This is a genomic window from Microbacterium sp. CIAB417, from assembly GCF_022788845.1.
Genome location: NZ_JAHZUT010000003.1, coordinates 158,491 through 177,359, shown reverse-complemented (window position 1 = coordinate 177,359; position 18,869 = coordinate 158,491). Strand labels below are relative to the sequence as shown.

18 protein-coding genes are annotated in these 18,869 nt (G+C 65.8%); 12 read left to right on the top strand and 6 right to left on the bottom strand.

Annotation, left to right across the window (positions count from 1 at the left end; translation table 11 throughout):
• Positions 1-41: 41 nt before the first annotated feature.
• From KYX17_RS13105 to KYX17_RS13075, 7 genes are all read left to right on the top strand, one after another.
• Positions 42-878, top strand: a complete 837-nt coding sequence (locus KYX17_RS13105) for an aldo/keto reductase (protein WP_243227435.1) — start codon at positions 42-44, stop codon at positions 876-878.
• 461 nt (positions 879-1,339) lie between these two features.
• Positions 1,340-1,837 (top strand): tyrosine-type recombinase/integrase, encoded by a 498-nt coding sequence (locus tag KYX17_RS13100; protein WP_243227434.1) that lies wholly within the window; start codon positions 1,340-1,342, stop codon positions 1,835-1,837.
• A gap of 238 nt (positions 1,838-2,075) precedes the next feature.
• Entirely contained in the window at positions 2,076-2,324 is a 249-nt protein-coding gene (locus KYX17_RS13095; RefSeq protein ID WP_243227433.1) for a type II toxin-antitoxin system Phd/YefM family antitoxin, read from the top strand.
• Complete coding sequence (locus KYX17_RS13090) at positions 2,321-2,587, top strand: Txe/YoeB family addiction module toxin (protein ID WP_243227432.1); 267 nt, start codon at positions 2,321-2,323, stop codon at positions 2,585-2,587. Before KYX17_RS13095 ends, KYX17_RS13090 begins: the two co-directional genes overlap by 4 nt.
• A 654-nt stretch (positions 2,588-3,241) precedes the next feature.
• Positions 3,242-3,448 carry a hypothetical protein gene (locus tag KYX17_RS13085; RefSeq protein ID WP_243227431.1) on the top strand — a complete coding sequence of 69 codons (207 nt, stop codon included), beginning with the start codon at positions 3,242-3,244 and terminating at the stop codon, positions 3,446-3,448.
• Between the two features lie 396 nt (positions 3,449-3,844).
• A complete protein-coding gene (locus KYX17_RS13080; protein WP_243227430.1) occupies positions 3,845-4,813 on the top strand; it encodes an AAA family ATPase in 969 nt (322 codons plus the stop codon).
• A gap of 138 nt (positions 4,814-4,951) precedes the next feature.
• Positions 4,952-7,183 carry a S8 family peptidase gene (locus KYX17_RS13075; RefSeq protein ID WP_243227429.1) on the top strand — a complete coding sequence of 744 codons (2,232 nt, stop codon included), beginning with the start codon at positions 4,952-4,954 and terminating at the stop codon, positions 7,181-7,183.
• Between the two features lie 215 nt (positions 7,184-7,398).
• Here the strand turns inward: KYX17_RS13075 and KYX17_RS13070 are convergent, their stop codons facing one another.
• The 3 genes from KYX17_RS13070 to KYX17_RS13060 form a co-directional block, all read right to left on the bottom strand.
• Complete coding sequence (locus KYX17_RS13070) at positions 7,399-7,644, bottom strand: hypothetical protein (protein WP_243227428.1); 246 nt, start codon at positions 7,642-7,644, stop codon at positions 7,399-7,401.
• A gap of 175 nt (positions 7,645-7,819) precedes the next feature.
• Positions 7,820-8,200 carry a hypothetical protein gene (locus KYX17_RS13065; RefSeq protein ID WP_243227427.1) on the bottom strand — a complete coding sequence of 127 codons (381 nt, stop codon included), beginning with the start codon at positions 8,198-8,200 and terminating at the stop codon, positions 7,820-7,822.
• Positions 8,201-8,531: 331 nt separating this feature from the next.
• Complete coding sequence (locus tag KYX17_RS13060; protein WP_243227426.1) at positions 8,532-9,446, bottom strand: hypothetical protein; 915 nt, start codon at positions 9,444-9,446, stop codon at positions 8,532-8,534.
• Between the two features lie 862 nt (positions 9,447-10,308).
• Between KYX17_RS13060 and KYX17_RS13055 the strand changes: the two genes are divergently transcribed.
• A complete protein-coding gene (locus tag KYX17_RS13055) occupies positions 10,309-11,592 on the top strand; it encodes a hypothetical protein (protein ID WP_243227425.1) in 1,284 nt (427 codons plus the stop codon).
• Positions 11,593-11,871: 279 nt separating this feature from the next.
• Positions 11,872-12,987, top strand: a complete 1,116-nt coding sequence (locus KYX17_RS13050; protein WP_243227424.1) for a site-specific integrase — start codon at positions 11,872-11,874, stop codon at positions 12,985-12,987.
• Positions 12,988-13,008: 21 nt separating this feature from the next.
• On the opposite strand, the gene ychF is transcribed toward KYX17_RS13050, so the two are convergent.
• Positions 13,009-14,082 carry a redox-regulated ATPase YchF gene (ychF, locus tag KYX17_RS13045; protein ID WP_234075039.1) on the bottom strand — a complete coding sequence of 358 codons (1,074 nt, stop codon included), beginning with the start codon at positions 14,080-14,082 and terminating at the stop codon, positions 13,009-13,011.
• Positions 14,083-14,375: 293 nt separating this feature from the next.
• On the opposite strand from ychF, the gene KYX17_RS13040 reads away from it, so the two are divergent.
• The 3 genes from KYX17_RS13040 (at position 14,376) to KYX17_RS13030 (ending at position 17,327) form a co-directional block, all read left to right on the top strand.
• Positions 14,376-14,963, top strand: a complete 588-nt coding sequence (locus tag KYX17_RS13040; protein WP_243227423.1) for an exonuclease domain-containing protein — start codon at positions 14,376-14,378, stop codon at positions 14,961-14,963.
• 36 nt (positions 14,964-14,999) lie between these two features.
• On the top strand, positions 15,000-16,292 hold the full coding sequence (locus KYX17_RS13035) for a DNA recombination protein RmuC (RefSeq protein ID WP_243227422.1): 1,293 nt from the start codon (positions 15,000-15,002) through the stop codon (positions 16,290-16,292).
• 63 nt (positions 16,293-16,355) lie between these two features.
• Entirely contained in the window at positions 16,356-17,327 is a 972-nt protein-coding gene (locus tag KYX17_RS13030) for an NAD-dependent epimerase/dehydratase family protein (protein WP_243227421.1), read from the top strand.
• Between the two features lies 1 nt (position 17,328).
• Here the strand turns inward: KYX17_RS13030 and KYX17_RS13025 are convergent, their stop codons facing one another.
• The gene (locus KYX17_RS13025; protein ID WP_137417479.1) at positions 17,329-17,553 is read right to left on the bottom strand and encodes a UDP-N-acetylmuramyl pentapeptide phosphotransferase; all 225 of its coding nucleotides are present in this window, start codon (positions 17,551-17,553) and stop codon (positions 17,329-17,331) included.
• A gap of 431 nt (positions 17,554-17,984) precedes the next feature.
• The gene (locus KYX17_RS13020) at positions 17,985-18,749 is read right to left on the bottom strand and encodes a hypothetical protein (protein WP_243227420.1); all 765 of its coding nucleotides are present in this window, start codon (positions 18,747-18,749) and stop codon (positions 17,985-17,987) included.
• Positions 18,750-18,869 lie beyond the last annotated feature (120 nt).

Below are 18,869 nucleotides of genomic sequence, written 5' to 3'. Positions count from 1 at the left end.
CGTCCCCCTCCCCCCTCCCCTCCCTGACGAAAGGCACACCCATGTCGACCACTTCGACCATCCCCACGATCACGCTGAACAACGGCGTCACCATCCCGCAGCTGGGCTTCGGGGTCTTCCAGGTCCCCGACGACGAGACCAGCGCCGCGGTCACCGCAGCCCTTCGGGCCGGCTACCGCAGCATTGACACCGCCGCCATCTACGGCAACGAGGCAGGCGTCGGCCACGCGATCGCCGAGTCGGGCCTTGCCCGCGACGAGCTGTTCATCACCTCCAAGGTTTGGAACAGCGACCACGGCTACGACGCCACCCTCCGCGCGTACGACACCACTCTCGCCAAGCTCGGCCTCGACCAGCTCGACCTGTACCTGGTGCACTGGCCCACGCCCGACCGCGACCTGTACGTCGACACCTGGCGTGCGCTGGAGAAGCTCTACGCGGACGGGCGGGTGCGCGCCATCGGCGTGTCGAACTTCGAACCCGCCCACCTCGAACGGCTCATCGAGGCCGGCTCCGTCGTTCCGGCCGTCAACCAGGTCGAGCTGCACCCCGCCCTGCAGAACCGCGACGTGATCGCCGCGAACAGCCGTCACGGCGTCGCGACCGAGGCGTGGAGCCCGCTCGCGCAGGGTGCCGTGCTCGGCGAGCCGGCCGTCACCGCGATCGCCGCGGCGCACGAAAAGACCCCCGCGCAGGTCGTGCTGCGCTGGCACCTGCAGCAGGGCCGCATCGTGATCCCCAAGTCGGTGACCCCGGCACGCATCGCCGAGAACCTCGACGTGTTCGACTTCGAACTCGCCGCCGACGAGCTGGCCGCGATCGACGCGCTCGATCGCGACGGCCGCACCGGCCCGCACCCGGCGGAGTTCCACGGCTAACGGAAACGTTCCTCCTCCTCGGCACAGCTGAAACTCCCGACGCGACACGTCTCCCCGCTCATGCTGTCCGGCTCCGAGCCCGGCGCGTCGGCGGGGAGACCTGCGTACACGGCGCACCGGTATCGGAATTTCGAGCAACCCGCTCGACCCACAACAACCCGCGATCAAGCGGCGGCGCCACCTGACGACCACAAAGAACCGTCCACAAACCTGACCACACTCCATGAAGCTCACGGTCGACAAAGTGCGCGTTCCGCGAGGTGGAGCTCCGCAGCATCCGCCGGTCTCACGTTGGGGCGTGGGGGAAGCAGATGCAAGCCGGTGGGTATGCGCCCGGGACGATAAGGACTCGCGTCAACAACGTTCGAGCGGTGCTCCGGGCTGCGGTGCGTGACCGGTTGATCGCCACGGATCCGTCACTCGGAGTCACGCTCCCCCGCAGGCGGAAGGCCGACATTGCCATGCGGATCTCCACGCCGGATGAGGTCGCGGCGATCATGAACGCCGCCGAGGAGTGGTTCCGGGCCTTCATCGCCTTCTGCGCTTTCGCGGGTCTGCGCCTCGACGAAGCCGCGGCGATGCGGCTGCCCGATATCGACGTCCTGCACCGCCAGGTCCGCGCGCGGCGGCAGGTGCAATGCAAGCCCGGCGGGCTCGTTGATCTGCGCCCACCAAGGTACGGCTCCGCGCGCGACATCCCGGCGCCCGATGAACTCCTGAGTCTAATGAGCGACCCCATCGCCACATGGAAGACCTTCGGCGCGGACCGGTCGTCCACTACTCGTGGAAGACGACGCTTCAGCGTCGAGGAGGGTGCGGTTACACGATCTACGGCACGCCTCGGGATTGATCGCCGCCGGGTGCGATGTCATCAACGTGCAGCGCGCTCTGGGGCACGCCAGAGCGACCACAACGCTCAACACGTGCAGCCGCGGCAAAACGGCCCGTTCAGTTGTTGAAGCGGATCGAATACGGCACATTTCGTCGAACTGTTTGAGATTTCGTAAACGCACTTTGACCAGGTATTTATGACTGTTTTCACCCCCTTCGACCTTTCGTGAATTAACTACCTTGCGCGACGGTTTGCGGACTTTTTGCGGATTGGCAGCCCCCTCCGACGCCCTCCGATCACGGAGTAGGCCCGCCACTCGACGCTCGGCGAGTGGTACCATTTCTGGTACAACTCCGGGAGGACTCATGGCCATCACCACGAGCGAGGCACGCCGCGACCTTTTCGGCCTCATCGAGCGCGTCAACCTCGACCACACGGAGATCGAGATCACGTCGAAGCGCGGCTCCGCAGTGCTCATGTCGAAGGACGAGTACGACTCGCTCGTCGAGACGAGCTACCTGCTCCGCTCCCCCGAGAACGCCCGTCGCCTCCTGAGCGCCCTCGAAAGCGCTCGCGACGGCGAGATCGAAGAACACGACCTCCTCGAGCCGTGAGCGAACGCAAGCTCGCCTGGACGGCTGAGGGGTGGGACGACTACCTCTATTGGCAGACGCGGGATCGCAAGACCCTGCGCCGGATCAACCAGCTGATCGCCGACATTCTCCGCGACGATCCATTCGAGGGGATCGGCAAACCCGAGGCTCTCAAGCACGCGCTCGCCGGTGCCTGGTCACGTCGTATAGACGAAGCGAATCGCCTCGTCTACGTCGCCAGTGACACCCACATCACGATCCTGCAAGCGCGCTACCACTACTGACGCGGCTACAGGCGCTTCATGAGCGCTTGTCTGCTCAGCTTGGTCCGCATGCTCAGCGTGGACCAGCTCACCTCTGCGACGCGCATCACTCGCACGAGTTCATCCCGCTCGCGCAGCAACGCCGCCTCCTGCCGATGCAGTCGTTCGAGCTCTGACGAAACCGCGCTCAGACGGTCGTGCGCTCCCCGCTCACTCCCCCACTTCGACGCCAATCGGTCGACAGCATCGGCACGCGCAGTCTCTCGCGCGCGCTGCGCCGCAGCCTTCGATGCGGCGGCGTCACGCTTGGCATTTCGGCGCCCACGGACCATGTAACGAGGTTGTCACGCGATGACAGCTGGGGCAACGGTCGCGAGCATGCTCACGGAAAGTGCCTGCGTGCATTGCGCTCTTATCGCTGAGAACCACGGCTACCGCGAATTCGGTGCGCGCGAGCTCCGCTGGCGTCGTCCTCGGGTGGTCGCTGCAGCGTCCTCGAGGATGCACGCAAGCAAGACCTTCACCGCGCATGTCGGCGAGCCAACTATCCGGGCACGGCCTCGCCCTGCGCGCGTTGGCTCTCAGCGTCGGCTGCTCAACGCGGCTCATCTCGCCCGTAGCAGGACCGCTCTCCGTGCGGTCGGAACGCCGGCCGACGTCGCGCAGAATGAGAGCATGCCGTCAACCTTCGTGGTCGTCACCGACGCCGATGTGCGTGCCGCGAAGCTGTTCGACATCTCTCTCGACATCGATGCGCACGTGTCGTCGATGCAGCAATCCGGCGAGCGCGCGATCGCCGGGACAACGTCCGGCGCGATCGGTCCGGGTGAGACCGTGACCTGGCGTGCCCGCCACTTCGGGATCTGGTTCACAATGACGTAGAAGATCACAGAATTCGACACACCCGCTCGATTCGTCGACCCGAAGGTGCGCAGGCCATTCAAGACCTTCGTGCACGAGCATCGATTGGAGGCCGTGGGCAACGGATACCGGATGACGGATGACGGATGACGGATGACGGATGGCGACACCATCACCGTCGCCCATCTTCGGTTGGCTCACTGAACGCGCGCTGCTGGTGCCCTACCTTCGACACCTAATCATCAAGCGCAACAGCCACCTGCTCGCAGAACTCGCCTGAACCGCACGCGGGCGGACCGTCAGGGGGCTGAACTTGTTTGTGATGAGCGGGGCGACGCGTTTAACGCCCAGGGCGGCGTTATGAAGGCGTCGCCGGGTCGCCGTCCAGTGACCGAGGCGCCCGTTATGATCGGCGGTATGGCGGGCAGGCAGATAAAGGATGTCGTGCGTGCGTTCCAGGCGCGCGACGAGCTGGCATTCCGCCGGGCGGTAAACGAGATCATCGAGGAAGAAGAGGCTCGACACCACTTCGCGATCGCCCGAGATCTCCGCGCTCTCCTCGCTGTCGGGGGCGGTGCGCGCCAACCGGACTCGCTCTTCACGCTTCCCCCGGCGCCGAAGTCGCGGGACAACGAGTGGGATCTCATCGATGTGCGGATCCCAGAATTGGATCTGAGCGACCTCGTGCTAGAGCCATCCGTCGCTAGCACCTTGGATGAAGTTGCTGGAGAGGTCGCCCACTGGGAAGAACTCACGAGTGCGGGAGTTCCCAAGCGGCAGAAGCTGCTTTTTACCGGACCGGCGGGCACGGGCAAGACGAGTGCCGCTGAGGGACTGGCGACAATGCTTGGCTGGCCACTGGGCCTGGTCAGCGTGGACACCGTCGTCTCGTCATACCTGGGCGAAACGGCAACGAACCTGCGACGCGTTTTCGAGTTCGCCCGAGACCACCGACTTGTCCTCGTCTTTGACGAGTTCGATGCCTTGGGGCGGATGCGTGACGACTCGTCTGAGCATGGGGAGATGAAACGGGTCGTATCGTCCTTCCTACAATTCCTCGACCACTACTCCGGCCCCAGCATCTTGATCGCCATCACCAACTACCCCGGTCTCCTCGACTTTGCTCTTTGGCGAAGATTCGACGAGGTAGCCGAGTTCAAGCGTCCCAGCGTTCATGCCATCCGCCGACTGCTTCGCCTACGCGCCCGTGCCATGCGCGTCAAACCCTTCGCTACCGACGAAGTTGCGTCGGCCTTGAGGGGTCTCCCACACGCTGCCGTCGAACGATTCGTATACGACGTCCGCCGCGAGCAAATCCTCCGAGGGGAAGTGAGCTCGGGTCGTGTCAGCGAGCTTCTGCGCGGCATCCGGCAGCGCGCGTGGTAAGCATGCGGAGTGGTAAGTCATCCGTTCCTGCCTCCCCGAAGAACCTTGACATCGCGACGGGTGTCGCCCGGCTTCGGAGTTACACCTTCACGTAATCCCCGGCGACACGGTCAGGCGTTAAGTGCGCAACTTGCAATGATGCCTGTCGCATCCGCTCGTTCGGCAATGGATGGGGTGGACGCGCGATTCGTCTTCAAGATCAAGTCTGAAGCCGGGTTCGCTGACGACCACATACTCAGCCTTCGCGAGTTGGAAGTACTCGGCACCGATGACTCCGCCACCTACTTCGTACTCGCTGAGGATGGCGGACGAGCGTTTGCCGCCGCCCTTGAGCGTTATGGTCAAGGCGAAGATGTCGAGGGCGGCGCGGGCGCTCTCAAATCCCTCTACAACAAGATCGATTCCATCGCCATATACGGCCCCGACGACCGGAGGGGACCGGGCGTCGAGGATCTTCCTGAGGTCGGCCTAGTGACCCTGGATGTCACCGTGTGGCCGTCGCACGACATGAGCGAAGCTTTACACCGGCTGGCACTTCTCGAGCTTAGGGTGAATGAACTCGGTGGCCAGATCGTCGCGCAGTCCTCGATTCCTCGATTCACTGCCGCACGCATCAAGATCGATGTGGCGGCATTGACCCCGCTCCTAGCCCTATACATCATCGAGAGCGTGCGTACGCCCCCAGTTCCTTTTATCGATCCGAGCGACTGGCGCGGCATCGAGGCCGAGACTCTCTCCGTTGAGTGGAGCGACTCGGCGCCCGTCGGTGTCCTAGATGACTTGCCCTCATCGTCGCACCCACTGCTCGAGGGGCACATCCGCGTCCACGCGTCGCCCATTGCTCTCGGTCGGTCCTGGAGAGCCCCAGGACCGCACGGAACCATGGTGGCTGGCATCGCGCTGGCACCAGATATCGCGGGAGATCTGCGCGCCGGGCCAATCGTTCGGGTGATGGGCTCCGTCGACGCAATTCGGGTCCTCGAACCGGTCGACGGCAACCCCGAGGCAACACAGTTCCCGCCCGAAGTCTTGCCCGCAAGCCTGGTAGTGGATTCCATTCGTCGACTCCACGCGCAGGGCAACGTGAGAGTGTTCAACCTCAGCTTCGGGTTCGATCGTGACTATGGCGCGTCGCACGTTGGCGAGTTTTCGGAGATGCTCGATGAGTTGGCACGCGAACTGAACATCGTCATCGTGGTGGCAGCAGGCAACATTTCTGTTCCCTTTGATGGAGTTCTCGCTAGCGGACATCATGTCGCCGACGACTACCCAAGCCACCTCCATCTCCGCGAACACCAACTTGCGCAGCCAGCCAATGCTGCGATCGCGGTCACGGTTGGGGGAATCGCGCATAGTGATGCGCCCGCGGAGCGGAATCCCCCGCGGCTCGGCGACCGCGCGATAGCTCACGTCGGGCACGTTTCGCCTTTCAGCCGGACGGGCCCTGGACACGGTCAACTCGCGAACCGTATGAACAAGCCTGACTTTGTTGCCGCGGCGGGAAACGTCATCATCGACGACACCGGCTTCGCCAACATCCGAGATCAAGGCACCGGTGTCCTTGGGCCGGCGTCCCGAGCGTCCGGGCCCCTGTTCCGAATGGGGCACGGCACGAGCTTCGCAACTCCGGCGGTATCTCGAGCCGCGGCCGCGGTGCTGCATGAGTATCCGGACGCATCTGCCAATCTCGTTCGCGCGCTGCTCGCGTCCGCAGCTGAGCTCCCAGCAGGTGCGAACGATCTCGACGAGAAAACTCGGCATGCCCGATACGGGTTCGGCGTCGTTCGACTCTCGGAGGCTGTGGCAAGCCGACCTCAGCGGGTGACGATGACTTACGAGGGCGAGATGGCGGTAGATACTTCTGTCATCCACCCGATACCCATCCCGCGGGGCTTCTCGTTGCCGCGGAGCTCTTCTCGTACAATTCGGATCGCCTTGGCGTTCGACCCACCCGTGCGACGGACACGCCGGGAGTACACAGCCGCGACGATGGTGACCGACGCCTACCGCAACGTCGATGTGGATTCGCTCATGGAACGCCTGAGTCAGCAGGATCCGGACAACCCGCAGCCGTTGTTCGGCGATCGCCGTCGCCTGCAGAACTTTAGGCCGCCGCACACCGCGCATCGAGAGTCGACCCTACAGGTCAAAGACTGGCGACCGACCGTGCTTGAAGCAGATGATGGCGACGCGTATTTCGTGGTGCTAACTCACAGGACGCGAACGTGGTTCCGCGACCGTGAGGACTATCGGTCCCAGCCGTATGCGCTCACTGTCACCCTTCTCGACGAAGCGCGGACTGAGCTCGACTTGGCGATGGCGGTCACTCAGACCGTTACGGTTCGAGCACGCAATCGCGCCCGCGTCTAGGACACGGGCCCGCGAGATGGAAGATGGCGGGTGGACAGCAACACGAGTCGAACGCTTGGGACTTCGCGACGCGTGCTCCTGGGCGAAACGACTCCGAGATTGCGAGGCGTTCGGCCCGACTCCCGCATGAGCACGGGCTAGTGATCGTCGACGCTCGATCAGGCTCCTTTGTCGGGCGCCGCCGGAAGGGGATCAGGGACGTGCTGAGCGTGGACCTACGCTGCTGTACCCCGGCGTTCCAGCATCTCGATCCCGTCCTCTAGGTAGTTGACGGCGCCCTCGAAGTGATCAGTCATCTCCATGATGTCGGCGGACTTCACGGCCTGGAATCCTGTGCGGTCCGAACCTTGCAGTCGAGCATTGCTCACCTGCCAGACCGCGTAGCGGCGACCGTGCGCCAACCCGCTCCCGCGCTGCCAGTAGACGACGAGAGCCTGCTGGTGGGCGGCGCGACGCTTCACTTACGCCTCCGCTTCCTCTAAGCGCTCGGTGATCGACGCTCAACCCGATGTTCGCGGGCCACTCATCGCGCTCAGCCTCCAGCCTCAGCAGGACCGGATCAGTGGCGGCCAGGCGTTGGTGTTTCTGGCCTGCGCGGGTCGCCTCCAGATTGCGGTGATCATTCAGCGACTCCCGCTAAAGCTGAAGGGCATGAAGCACTCGGGTGTCGCGAGTCGGCGGGCCCATCAGCCAAAGCGTAACTCCGGCGCGCTCGATGGCGTTTCGCGTCAGGGAGCAACCCGCGAACGCAGGTATCACTTTCGCCTTCACAACCACAGATCGCAGCGCGTGCGCGTTGTCTGCGGCAACGGACAGAAGCGCACTGGCCTGATGGCTGATGGCACCGGTCCGCGTTGCCTCATCATCGCCCGCGAACGCACTTCCCGGCTGAACCTTGAACCCGTTCAGTCGCGAGATCACCGGCCGCAGCTGTGTGTCCACGTCGAGGAAGTAGTCTGCCGCGGCTTTATTCCGGGGGTCGTCTTCGAACGCATCGTCCGAGATGAGAGGCGGCACGAAGCAACCGTAGCGGTCGATCCGCCCTGCAATGCTGACGACCTCCTCGCCATCTGCCCGAGCACCAGACGGTGCCCGTCGGCGGGGGCGCTCTGCTTCCTCGAAGCCGACTGGCCACTGATCGGCGGCTCATTCACCGCGAACGGCATCCACGTCCATTGCCGCGAATGGTCGTCCCGCGAATGCCCGAGGCGCCGCCCAGCCCCCCCCGACATTGAGACTTGCGCGAGTGTCTCACTGCATGGCTGACAGACGCAGCGACGAGCTGTGCCCTCGGACCAGTGAAGCCGCTTCAGAGCGGACGCCCCAGGACCGCGTTGTCACCGCCGGCTTAGGATCGGAACGGGATGGTGCTTCGAGAAACGATGACGTCTGGGTAGCCATTAACTTCTAGAAATTCACGCGTCGCACCAATTACCTCATCACCGAGCGGCGTAGGTCCAATCATCACGGAGCGGATGGGAAGTCGGCCAGCCTTCGTGAGGTGCCTATCGTTCGCGTGCCGCTGATTCTCACCATCGAGGGCGGAGAGCTCGATGAATGGTGTGACCCCGAATCGGCCTTCGTAGTGGTGGACAAACTTCCAACGAGGAGCCACTTCGAGGATCATCCTCGCTTCCCGCTCGTCTCTGAAGGCAGGGTGTTTCAGCTCGAGCATCTTGATATCAGCGAGTTCGTGCCATGACAGGAGCATGTCGGTGAGCGCGTGCTTGGGCTTCTCTGCCAGCTTGGCGATCCTGTCCACCCGCTCGTCCACACCGGCCGTGTCGTAACGAACTCTCCGCCACGGGACAGGTTCGATGTGCAGCTGGTCAGGGTCCTGAACGATGTAGCCATCCTCGTCTCGCTCGATCTCGTGTCCGACTGCAGGGTGCGGGTGGCTCTTCTCTTTGCTTCGCTGAACGGGGAGAAGATCAACGGTCGCGTCCAGCTCAATGGCATATGAGACCTTGCCGCCGTAGCCTCGCCAGACAGTCAGCAGATCCGGCTTTCGGGCCGCGCAGAGAAGGAAGAGGTCAAGTCCACGCCGCTCGGCGTGCTCCATGAGCTCATCGAACCGCGCCTGATGCGGGGAAGGAACGGAGTCGCGGCGCTTCTCGGCCGCGGCTTTCAGCAGACCGGTCGCATAGTCAGCTTCTCGGGAGTCGTTGAGATGCCGAAACGAGCTTGCTCGGAGCGTGTTATGCGTGACGATACCCTCCAGTCCGCGGCCGTCCGTGTAGTGCCAGATCGAGTTCAATGTCATCGCATACCCCAGGTTCAGCAGCGCGGTGGTGGACTTACGCAGCGCTTTCAGCGCAATCCTAGAAAGCCCTCAGCCCAGCAGGCTCGGCGTCCGTCGGCCTGTCTGAATGCCGAGGGTCTGATCAGTCGCGATCCGGGCGCTGCCGTCCTTCAAATCGCACGATGCCCACCAGCTTCCGCGCACTGCCCGCAAGGGGATCTCATTGCGGGCAGTGTCCGCTGATGAGTGGATTTAGGCGTGGCGTGGTGGGAGTCGACGTCGCCAGACAACCCCGAGCCGAAGCAAGGGATAGTCGCCGCTCGCCGTCGGACACCACCGATTGCTGCTAGGCGCGAATTGGGTCTCGAGACTGCGGTCGAGATAGCAACAATCGTCGTCAGCCCAGAGCGAGGAGCACCAATGAGCAGGCAGGCAGCGTCCGCCAGGTGCTACATCGAGGAGTACACAAACGACCAGGGCAGCCAAAGCGTTCGGCTTCGCGAGAAGGGCACCAGCCGCAAAGTCGGCCTCGGGCTTGCCGACGACGCTGCGCGACGCCACTTCCTGTAGTTTCTTAGCTCCGCCAAACAGAATCAAAGCGCGATGCCCGACGTATTCACACTGACCTGCGACACCGATTGTGTGATGGTGAGCGGCGACTTCGACTTCGACGGCCGACGAGATCCGCTACGTCTTCAACGAAAGGCCTTCAAAATGGTCTCCGTCCGCACCCTGCGCGAAAGGGTTGCCTGCTGGCTCTGAATCAGCGCTCGCCTTTGGCGACCAGATGAAGGCATACATTCAGCGAACTCGGCTGCCCGACGACTCCCCTCAGCGTCAGCGGTTCACGCTACGGTTGGCGCCGAAACGGAGGCACACCACAATGGCCGGATTCCCGGACCTCGAAGGCTATCGCGCCAACGGGCGGATCCTTCCACGCACCACCCGGCGCTCACATCCCTTCTGGGATAGTGAAGAGGGCGAACGGTACAGAGACTTCCGTCGACCTCTCGATGCACTTCATCTCGCAGTCGACATCGAAGCGCCGTCCAAGAACGTCCGAGGAGGACGGACGCCAGCGTACCGCGCCGCACTTGCCGCCGATGGCGCTCGATCTTCGGTTGCCCGGCGGGCAACTCGATTTTCGCGGTGGCCGAAGCCGCGCGCACCGCTGACTCTCGATCTGCACTTCTCCTTCGCCAGTCGACAGCCGCCTCGCGTTGATGTGGCGTCAAAGGCGCTGCTGGACCTGCTCGGCAAGCAGAGCGGTCCGCCCATCGCTTACGCGGACGACCGCCAGATCAAGCTGCTCTTCGCCCATGGACACAGTCACCTCAACGGCCGCGCACACACCCGGGTGCAGGCTCGGTCATTGGGCGACGTCACCCGAGCGATCCGACGAGCGTCCGAGATCGAGCCGCGATGGGACCCGTTCAGACGCACAGACCTCTTGATGGAGGAATGGGGAATCGACGCCGACTGGGATTGGGATCCGGAATGGCGCCTCCGGGGGGACGTCGATACTCTCTCGAAGCGACAGAGCCTCTTCCTCAGCATCGCGGACCGCGCATCGTGGCGGGTAACTCAATCACTGGCCGACGAGCTCACCCGACGGCGCGTCGTGGCATGGACCACCGATGCCGCGCTCACGGATCTCGCGAAGTCCAGACTCGCCGTCGACCTCGGCAGGCTTCCGCGGCAAGGAGAAAGTGCCGCGTTCCGAGAACGGCTGCAGTTCAGACTCGCTGACATGGCGAGGAGCTCGATCGGAGTCTTCCCTCTTCTCCCGGCGGTCGGAGTCACCGTGTTCTATGTCGAGTCGGAGCAGCCGCGGGACCTCGACAATATTCACCGCACGATTCTGAAAGACGTCCTGACGATTCTGCGACCGCCAGAAGAGTCCGTCAGCACGTGGTCGAGCATGGACACGCTTCGCGAATGGGACGAAGCCCGACGAGGCGAACGACCCTGGGCGCGAACGGGCGTGACGTTCATCGAGGCTGCGGCCATCCCCGCCAAGCTCGCCCCCAATTTCGAACCCGGCACTGCAGTGCTCGCGCTGTCACAAGGTAGTCGGTACCGAAGCTGGTGGGACGACGCGTACGCTCATATCGCGCGAGTAGCCGAGGCCGACTACAACGAAGAAGAAGACCTGGAGTGGGATTAGCCAGCCTCACCTCAACTAGCACGCGGGTGCTGCCCGCTCAGGGATCAGAAGCGGGCGAGGGTTCGCTTCTCGTCCGGTTACGGAACGTCGCGCCGGCCCCGTGGGGAAGTTTCACCATTCCGCCTCGAACGAGCGGTGAGACTCGACAGGGCCGTGCACGCAACGCGCCTTGACACTCAAGGGGATCGGCGCACTGGATCTCCAACGCGGCAGTGAAGCGGAGTCCGCTCTGGCAGGTCACGGAGCACTGAGCGACAATGGTGGCCTCGGAGGTGAGCGATGGCGAGCATCAAGCAACGTCCCAACGGCACCTGGCGAGCGCGATACCGCGACGAGATGCGCCGCGAGCACTCACGCCACTTCCGCACGAAGCGCGACGCGCAGCGATGGCTCGACGAGGTCACCTCGCAAGTGGTCACCGGCATGTACGTCGATCCGAAGGCCGGCGCGATCTCGCTTGCCTCGTACTTCGCCGATTGGTCGCAACGGCAGGTGTGGGCGCCGACGACTGTCGTCGCGATGAAACTCACGGTCGAGAAGTGCGCGTTCCGCGAGGTGGAGCTGCGCAGCATCCGCCGATCTCACGTTGAGGCGTGGGTGAAGCAGATGCACGCCGGCGGGTATGCGCCCGGGACGATCAAGACTCGCGTCAACAACGTGCGAGCGGTACTCCGCGCTGCGGTGCGCGACCGGTTGATCGCCACCGATCCGTCACTCGGGGTGACGCTCCCCCGCATGCGGAAAGCCGACATGGCCATGCGTATCCCCACGCCGGAGGAGGTCGCGGCGATCATGAACGCCGCCGAGGAGTGGTTCCGACCCTTCATCGCGTTCTGCGCGTTCGCGGGGCTGCGCTTGGGCGAGGCAGCTGCGATGCAGCTTCCCGACGTCGACTTCCTGCACCGCCAGATCCGTGTACGGCGGCAGGTGCAACGCAAGCCCGGCGGACTCGTCGACCTGCGTCCACCCAAGTACGGCTCCGAGCGCGACATCCCCGCACCCGACGAGCTGTTGAATCTGCTCAGCGACCACATCGCGAAGTGGAAGACCTTCGGCGCCGACCGGTGGATCTTCTACGGCAAGAACAACGAGCCGCCGCATCAGAACACCGTCCACTACTGGTGGAAAACGACGCTTCAGCGGGCCGGTGTCGAAGGCGTGCGGCTACACGATCTCCGGCACTTCTACGCCTCGGGATTGATCGCCGCGGGCTGCGATGTCGTCACCGTGCAGCGCGCTCTCGGGCACGCGAAAGCGACCACAACGCTCAACACGTACAGCCACTTGTGGCCCACCGCCGACGACCGCACACGGGCCGCGACGAGCACTCTCGTCGAAAGCGTTCTGCGGACTTTTGCGGACTCTGTGCGGACTGATTCGCCAACTTCCGCGTAATTCCGCGGCAAAACAGCCCGTTCAGTTGTTGAAGCGGAACTCCACGACGTCGCCGTCCTGCATGACGTAGTCCTTGCCTTCGAGGCGGGCCTTGCCCTTCGCGCGGGCCTCGACGACCGAGCCCGTCGCGACGAGGTCGTCGAACGAGATGACCTCGGCCTTGATGAAGCCCTTCTCGAAGTCGGTGTGAATGACACCGGCCGCCTGCGGCGCCTTCCAGCCCTTGCCGATCGTCCAAGCGCGCGCTTCCTTCGGACCCGCGGTCAGGTAGGTCTGCAGGCCCAGCGTGTCGAACCCGATACGTGCGAGCTGGTCGAGGCCCGACTCGTCCTGACCGGTCGAGGCGAGCAGTTCAGCAGCCTCCTCCGGGTCGAGGTCGATCAGCTCGGACTCGATCTTCGCGTCGAGGAACACCGCCTGCGCGGGAGCGACCAGAGCCGCCAGCTCGGCCTTGCGGTCCGCATCCGTGAGCACGTCCTCATCCACGTTGAAGACGAAGATGAACGGCTTCGCGGTGAGCAGGCCGAGCTCCTTGATGGGAGCCAGGTCGATGCCGGATGCCGACAGCAGCTGTCCGCGCTCGAGCGCATCCTTCGCGGCCTGCGCCGTCTCGAGCACGATCGGCTCCAGCTTCTTGCCGCGCACTTCCTTCTCGTACCGCGTGATCGCGCGCTCGAGAGTGTCGAGGTCGGCGAGCTGCAGCTCGGCGTTGATGGTCTCCATGTCGTTCTTCGGGTCGACGTTGCCGTCGACGTGCACGACGTCGGAGTCGGCGAATCCGCGCACGACCTGCGCGATCGCGTCGGCCTCACGGATGTTGGCGAGGAACTTGTTGCCGAGCCCCTCCCCCTCGCTCGCGCCGCGCACGATGCCCGCGATGTCGACGAACGACACGGCCGCCGGCAGGATGCGCTCGCTGCCGAAGATCTCGGCGAGCTTGTCGAGGCGCGCATCGGGCAGGTTGACGACACCCACGTTCGGCTCGATCGTCGCGAACGGGTAGTTCGCCGCGAGCACCTGATTCTTGGTCAGGGCGTTGAACAGGGTGGACTTGCCGACATTCGGCAGCCCGACGATTCCGATGGTAAGAGCCACGGGCATCAAGTCTAGGCTCCCCACGGCTCAGCGCCCGCCGGAGCCTGCACCTCTGGCCGGCTCGCACGGGCGGGCTCGCCGCATCCGCCGGTCGGAGAATCGCGCGAATGTCGGAGGATGCGGCGCGAAACCTCCGACGGGAGGCCGAATCTCCGACGAACGCGCGCACGCCACCCACGACCCTGAGGCCCGCCCGCGCGCCGAATCCATACCGCCCCGGATGCGGCAGCCCGGACGCGGACACCCCGGCGCGCCTCACCGCGCACCGCGCGCATCCGGGTGAGGGTGAGGGCGTGTCACTGGATTTCACCGCGATCGACTTCGAGACGGCGAACTCCTCCAGCGCTTCGGCGTGCGCGGTGGGTCTGGCCCGCGTCCGCGACGGGCGCATCGTCGCGACCGCCGGTTGGCTGATCCGCCCACCCGAAGGGCACGACCGCTTCTTCGAGCTGAACATCGGCATCCACGGCATCCGCCCCGAGCACGTCGTCGACGCGAAGGGCTGGAGCGAGCAGCTCGACGACATCGCCGCCTTCGCCGGCGCGGATGTGCTCGTCGCGCACAACGCAGGATTCGACATGGCCGTGCTGCGGCGCGCGTGCGCCGCGACGGGCGACATCTGCCCGCCCTACCGCTACGCCTGCAGCCTGCAGCTCGCGCGCCGCACGTACGACCTGCCGAGCTACCGGCTGCCGATCGTGGCGGCCGAGGCGGGCTTCGCCGAGTTTCGTCACCATGACGCGACAGCGGATGCGGCCGCCTCCGCCGCCATCATGATCGATGCCGCGCGGCGCTGGAACGCCCCCGACATCGACGCCCTCGCCGCGGCCTCCCGCATCCGGATCTGCGAGATCGACACGGCGGTCGCCGCGGCCGCCTGACCGGCGCATGTCGGGGGCCGGGGGCATGCTGTGCTCATGGACCCCGTGATCCTCCTCGTCGCCGCGCTGTGCCTCGCCGCCGGCATCGCCCTCGGCTGGTTCGCTGCGCACTCGCGCGCCTCCGCGCAGCAGGGCGCGCTGTCTGCCCGAGCCGCCGCTGCGGAGTCCGCCGCCGCGGCCGCGCGTGCCGAGCTCGAACGGCAGGGCGGGCTGTATCGGGAGTTCGTGGAGCGCCAGCGCGCCGAGCAGCGAGAGCGCGACGACCGCGATCGGCGCGAGAACGCGGTGGTGGCGGCCCTCGCGCCGGTGCGCGACACCCTCGCCCAGGTGCGGACCAAGGTCGACGACCTCGAGCGCGAGCGCCACGCCCAGTACGGTGCTTTGGCCGAGCAGCTGCGCCGCGCGCAGGAGACCGACGACCTGCTGCGCGACACGACCGCGTCGCTCTCCTCGGCCCTGCGCTCGACGAGCACCCGCGGCGTGTGGGGCGAAGTGCAGTTGCGCCGCGTCGTCGAAGCAGCCGGGCTCACCCGCCACGTCGACTTCGATGTGCAGTCGTCGATCAGCTCGGATGCGGGCTCCGGCCGCCCCGACATGATCGTGCGCCTGCCCGGCGGCAAGGCGATCGCCGTGGACGCCAAGGTGCCGCTCGACGCGTTCATCGAATCGCAGGCGATCCCCGACACCGCGCAGGGCGAGGATGCGGTGCGCCGCCGCGCGCTCCGCGACAAGCATGTGAAGGCTCTCCGCGCCCACATCGACGCGCTCGCGAAGAAGCAGTACTGGGCCGGGATCGAGTCCAGTCCCGAGTTCGTCATCTGCTTCGTGCCGAACGAGGCGCTGCTGGCGACCGCCCTCGACGAAGACCCCGCGCTCCTCGACTACGCGTTCCGCCAGCGTGTCGCGCTCGCCTCCCCCGTGAATCTCTGGGCGGTGCTGCGCACCGTCGCCTACACATGGACGCAGGAGGCCGTCTCCGACGACGCGCGCGAGCTGTTCACGCTCGGTACTCAGCTCTACGAGCGCCTCGGCGGACTCACCAAGCACATCGACGACCTGCGGCGCGGCATCGAGCGCACGGTCGACGGCTACAACCGATTTGTCGGATCGCTCGAGAGCCGCGTCCTGGTGACCGCGCGGCGCTTCCCCGGAATCGATGAGACCAAGCTGGATGCGGTCGCCGCACCCGCCGCGCTCGAGTCCACGCCGCGCCGGCTCAGCGCACCCGAGTTCACCGCCGCCCTCGACGAGGTGCGACGCGCCGCATCCGATTCTGCGGATGAGACCGCATCCGCCGACGAGGCGCAGCTTCCCGCCTCCCCTGCCTGACACGAATGTTCGCCCGTCGCGGATACGCCTGTGCCGGCGCGCATTCCCGACGACGATGAGCCTATGAAGCTCCTCGTTCTCGGCGGCACGGCATGGCTCGGGCGCACGACGGCCGCATCCGCGATCGCCGCCGGCCATGACGTGACCTGCGCCGCCCGAGGCACGGACGTTCCGCGCGGGGCGCAGCACGTTCGCGTCGACCGCGACATCGCCGACGGCCTCGCGTCCTTGATCGACACCCGTTGGGATGCGGTGATCGACGTCTCGCGCCAGCCGGGCCAGGTGCGCCGCGCCGCGCGGCAGTTGCGCACCGAGCGGTACGTCTTCGTCTCGACCTGCAACGTGTACGCGAGCCAGGCAGAGATCGGCGCGGACGAGTCGGCGCCGCTGCTCCAACCCCTCGACGCCGACGTGATGACCGACCCCGAGGACTACGGGCGCGCCAAGGTCGCCTGCGAGAACGCGGTGCGCGAGGTCTTCGGCGCCGATCGCTCCGCCATCGTGCGCTCCGGCCTCATCGGCGGCCCGGGCGACCCGACGGGACGCAGCACCTACTGGCTGCGCCGCTTCGCCGCGCCGTCGAACCCCGACGGTGTCGTGCTGGCACCGGACGCTCCCCGCCTGCCGACCTCGCTGATCGACGTGCGCGATCTGGCCGAGTGGCTCGTCCGGCTCGCCGAGGGAGCGGGGTCGGGCGTGTTCAACGCGCAGGGCGAGCCGCATCCGTTCCCCGCGCACCTGGATGCGGCGAGGGCCGCCGCGGGGCATCGCCGCACGGTGGCGGCGATGGCAGAGGGCTGGCTGGTCGAGCGCGATGTCAACGAATGGGCGGGGCCGCGGTCCCTACCGCTCTGGCTGCGGGATACGGAGTGGTACGGAATGAACGCGCGGTCAACGGAGCGGGCGGTGGCGGCGGGGCTCGAACGCCGTTCGCTGGAATCGACTCTCGCCGATGTGCTCGACGGCCCGGTGGTGTCGGGAGCAGGGCTCACCGACGAGGAAGAACGCGCGCTGCTCGCGCAGCTGACGGCGTAGGTCAGGCGCCGCCGGGAACGAAGCTCAGCAGCAGGAGCACGACGGCGGAGACGCCGACGAACGCGCCGATCGCCCACCACGGGCTCGGCTGGTGACCTTCTTCGCGGCGGACGCGGAAGAGGACATCGGGGCGGCGCGCGGGGTCGGGGTTGTTGACCGCCACGGCGTCGGCGACGACGGCGAGCGCTCCGGTGTGCGGATGCGCGTTCTCCTGGGCTGCGGACATCGTTCGTCCCTTCGTCTCGGTGCAGAGATCGACATCGACGGTGATACGACGTCGTTCATTCTGCCACCTGCCGACGTGGCCACCCCGGAGGCTTGCGCTCCTCCCCCGCATCCGTGTCTCACTTCTGCACGCGCAACGCCCTCAAACCGTGAACAACTGAGACACAGACCCCACCCACGGGCCCCGCCCCGCATCCGTGTCTCACTTGTGCACGCCAGACGCCCTCAAACCGTGAACAACTGAGACACAAACCCCACCCACGGGCCCCGCCCCGCATCCGTGTCTCACTTGTGCACGCCAGACGCCCCCGAACCGTGAACAACTAAGACACGAACCCGGAGCAACCGCGACCGAGGGGGTGCTGCGCAGGCCTGCGCCCGGCATGCCCCACTTCCTGCAGTTATCGCCCCCCTGATGCACCGCGGCGGAGATCAGTCGGGCCGGAGGGCCTGCTCCGCGCGGCGCACCGCCTCGGCACCTCCCGCATCGAGAGCGTCGCGGTGTTCCGGATGCTGCCGATAGAACTCCACGAGCGAAGCCACGAGGTTCGGGTCGGAACCCAGGCTGAGGGAGGGCGCCGTGATCAGGGGCGCGCCGCCCACGCGCAGCAGCGAGAGCTTGGCTGCGGGGGCCGCAACGACCGCCACCCGCGCCAGCTCGTCCCATGACCAGTCCAGCGCGCCGCATCCGCGGATGCCCGTCACGCCACGCGACGTGAGCGTCAGCCCTGCAGGGACGCGCAGCCGCACGATCCGCATCACGAGTATCGCGATCCCGATCACGCCGAGGATGTAGGGCCCGCTGCGTGTCAGGCGCGGCCCCCAGGGCATCGGCAGTCCGTTCAGGTCGATGAAGAGCTGCGCGCCGGCCGGAAGCAGCAGCGACACGGCGATGAAGAGTGTCGGGATGGATCCGACCCGAAGGGGGACGAAGCGCAGAGAACCCGGTCGATCGTCGATGGTCAGCGCACGCGACACGACGCCCCGGAACGTGACGAGCAGCGCGATCCCGATCACCATCAGCATGACCGCCAAGGCGCCGAAGAGGATGCGCCGGCTCAGCTCGTCACTGACCGCGGCGATGAGACCGACGACGACGGAGGTCACCATCACGCCCCACGCGAGCGGACGCGGGTTGCGCCCACGCGGAAACACGGGCACCTCCTGGCCGTTGAGAACCGGGAGCCGAGGGCTCATCCGCCGAACGGTCATCGATCCATCATCTCGTCAGCAGCCAGCATGTCCCAGTTTCTGCAGTATTCGGACCCAAAACCTGCAGCAAATGGGACATGCCCTGCGGCAAGTGGGACATGCCCC

Coding starts and splice junctions, on each gene's coding strand:
- KYX17_RS13020 (WP_243227420.1), bottom strand. CDS start 18,749: ATGAGCCCTCGGCTCCCGGTTCTCAACGGCCAGGAGGTGCCCGTGTTT.
- KYX17_RS13030 (WP_243227421.1), top strand. CDS start 16,356: ATGAAGCTCCTCGTTCTCGGCGGCACGGCATGGCTCGGGCGCACGACG.
- KYX17_RS13080 (WP_243227430.1), top strand. CDS start 3,845: ATGGCGGGCAGGCAGATAAAGGATGTCGTGCGTGCGTTCCAGGCGCGC.
- KYX17_RS13075 (WP_243227429.1), top strand. CDS start 4,952: ATGCCTGTCGCATCCGCTCGTTCGGCAATGGATGGGGTGGACGCGCGA.
- KYX17_RS13105 (WP_243227435.1), top strand. CDS start 42: ATGTCGACCACTTCGACCATCCCCACGATCACGCTGAACAACGGCGTC.
- KYX17_RS13050 (WP_243227424.1), top strand. CDS start 11,872: ATGGCGAGCATCAAGCAACGTCCCAACGGCACCTGGCGAGCGCGATAC.
- KYX17_RS13060 (WP_243227426.1), bottom strand. CDS start 9,446: ATGACATTGAACTCGATCTGGCACTACACGGACGGCCGCGGACTGGAG.
- KYX17_RS13055 (WP_243227425.1), top strand. CDS start 10,309: ATGGCCGGATTCCCGGACCTCGAAGGCTATCGCGCCAACGGGCGGATC.
- KYX17_RS13025 (WP_137417479.1), bottom strand. CDS start 17,553: ATGTCCGCAGCCCAGGAGAACGCGCATCCGCACACCGGAGCGCTCGCC.
- KYX17_RS13095 (WP_243227433.1), top strand. CDS start 2,076: ATGGCCATCACCACGAGCGAGGCACGCCGCGACCTTTTCGGCCTCATC.
- KYX17_RS13100 (WP_243227434.1), top strand. CDS start 1,340: ATGCGGATCTCCACGCCGGATGAGGTCGCGGCGATCATGAACGCCGCC.
- KYX17_RS13035 (WP_243227422.1), top strand. CDS start 15,000: ATGGACCCCGTGATCCTCCTCGTCGCCGCGCTGTGCCTCGCCGCCGGC.
- KYX17_RS13085 (WP_243227431.1), top strand. CDS start 3,242: ATGCCGTCAACCTTCGTGGTCGTCACCGACGCCGATGTGCGTGCCGCG.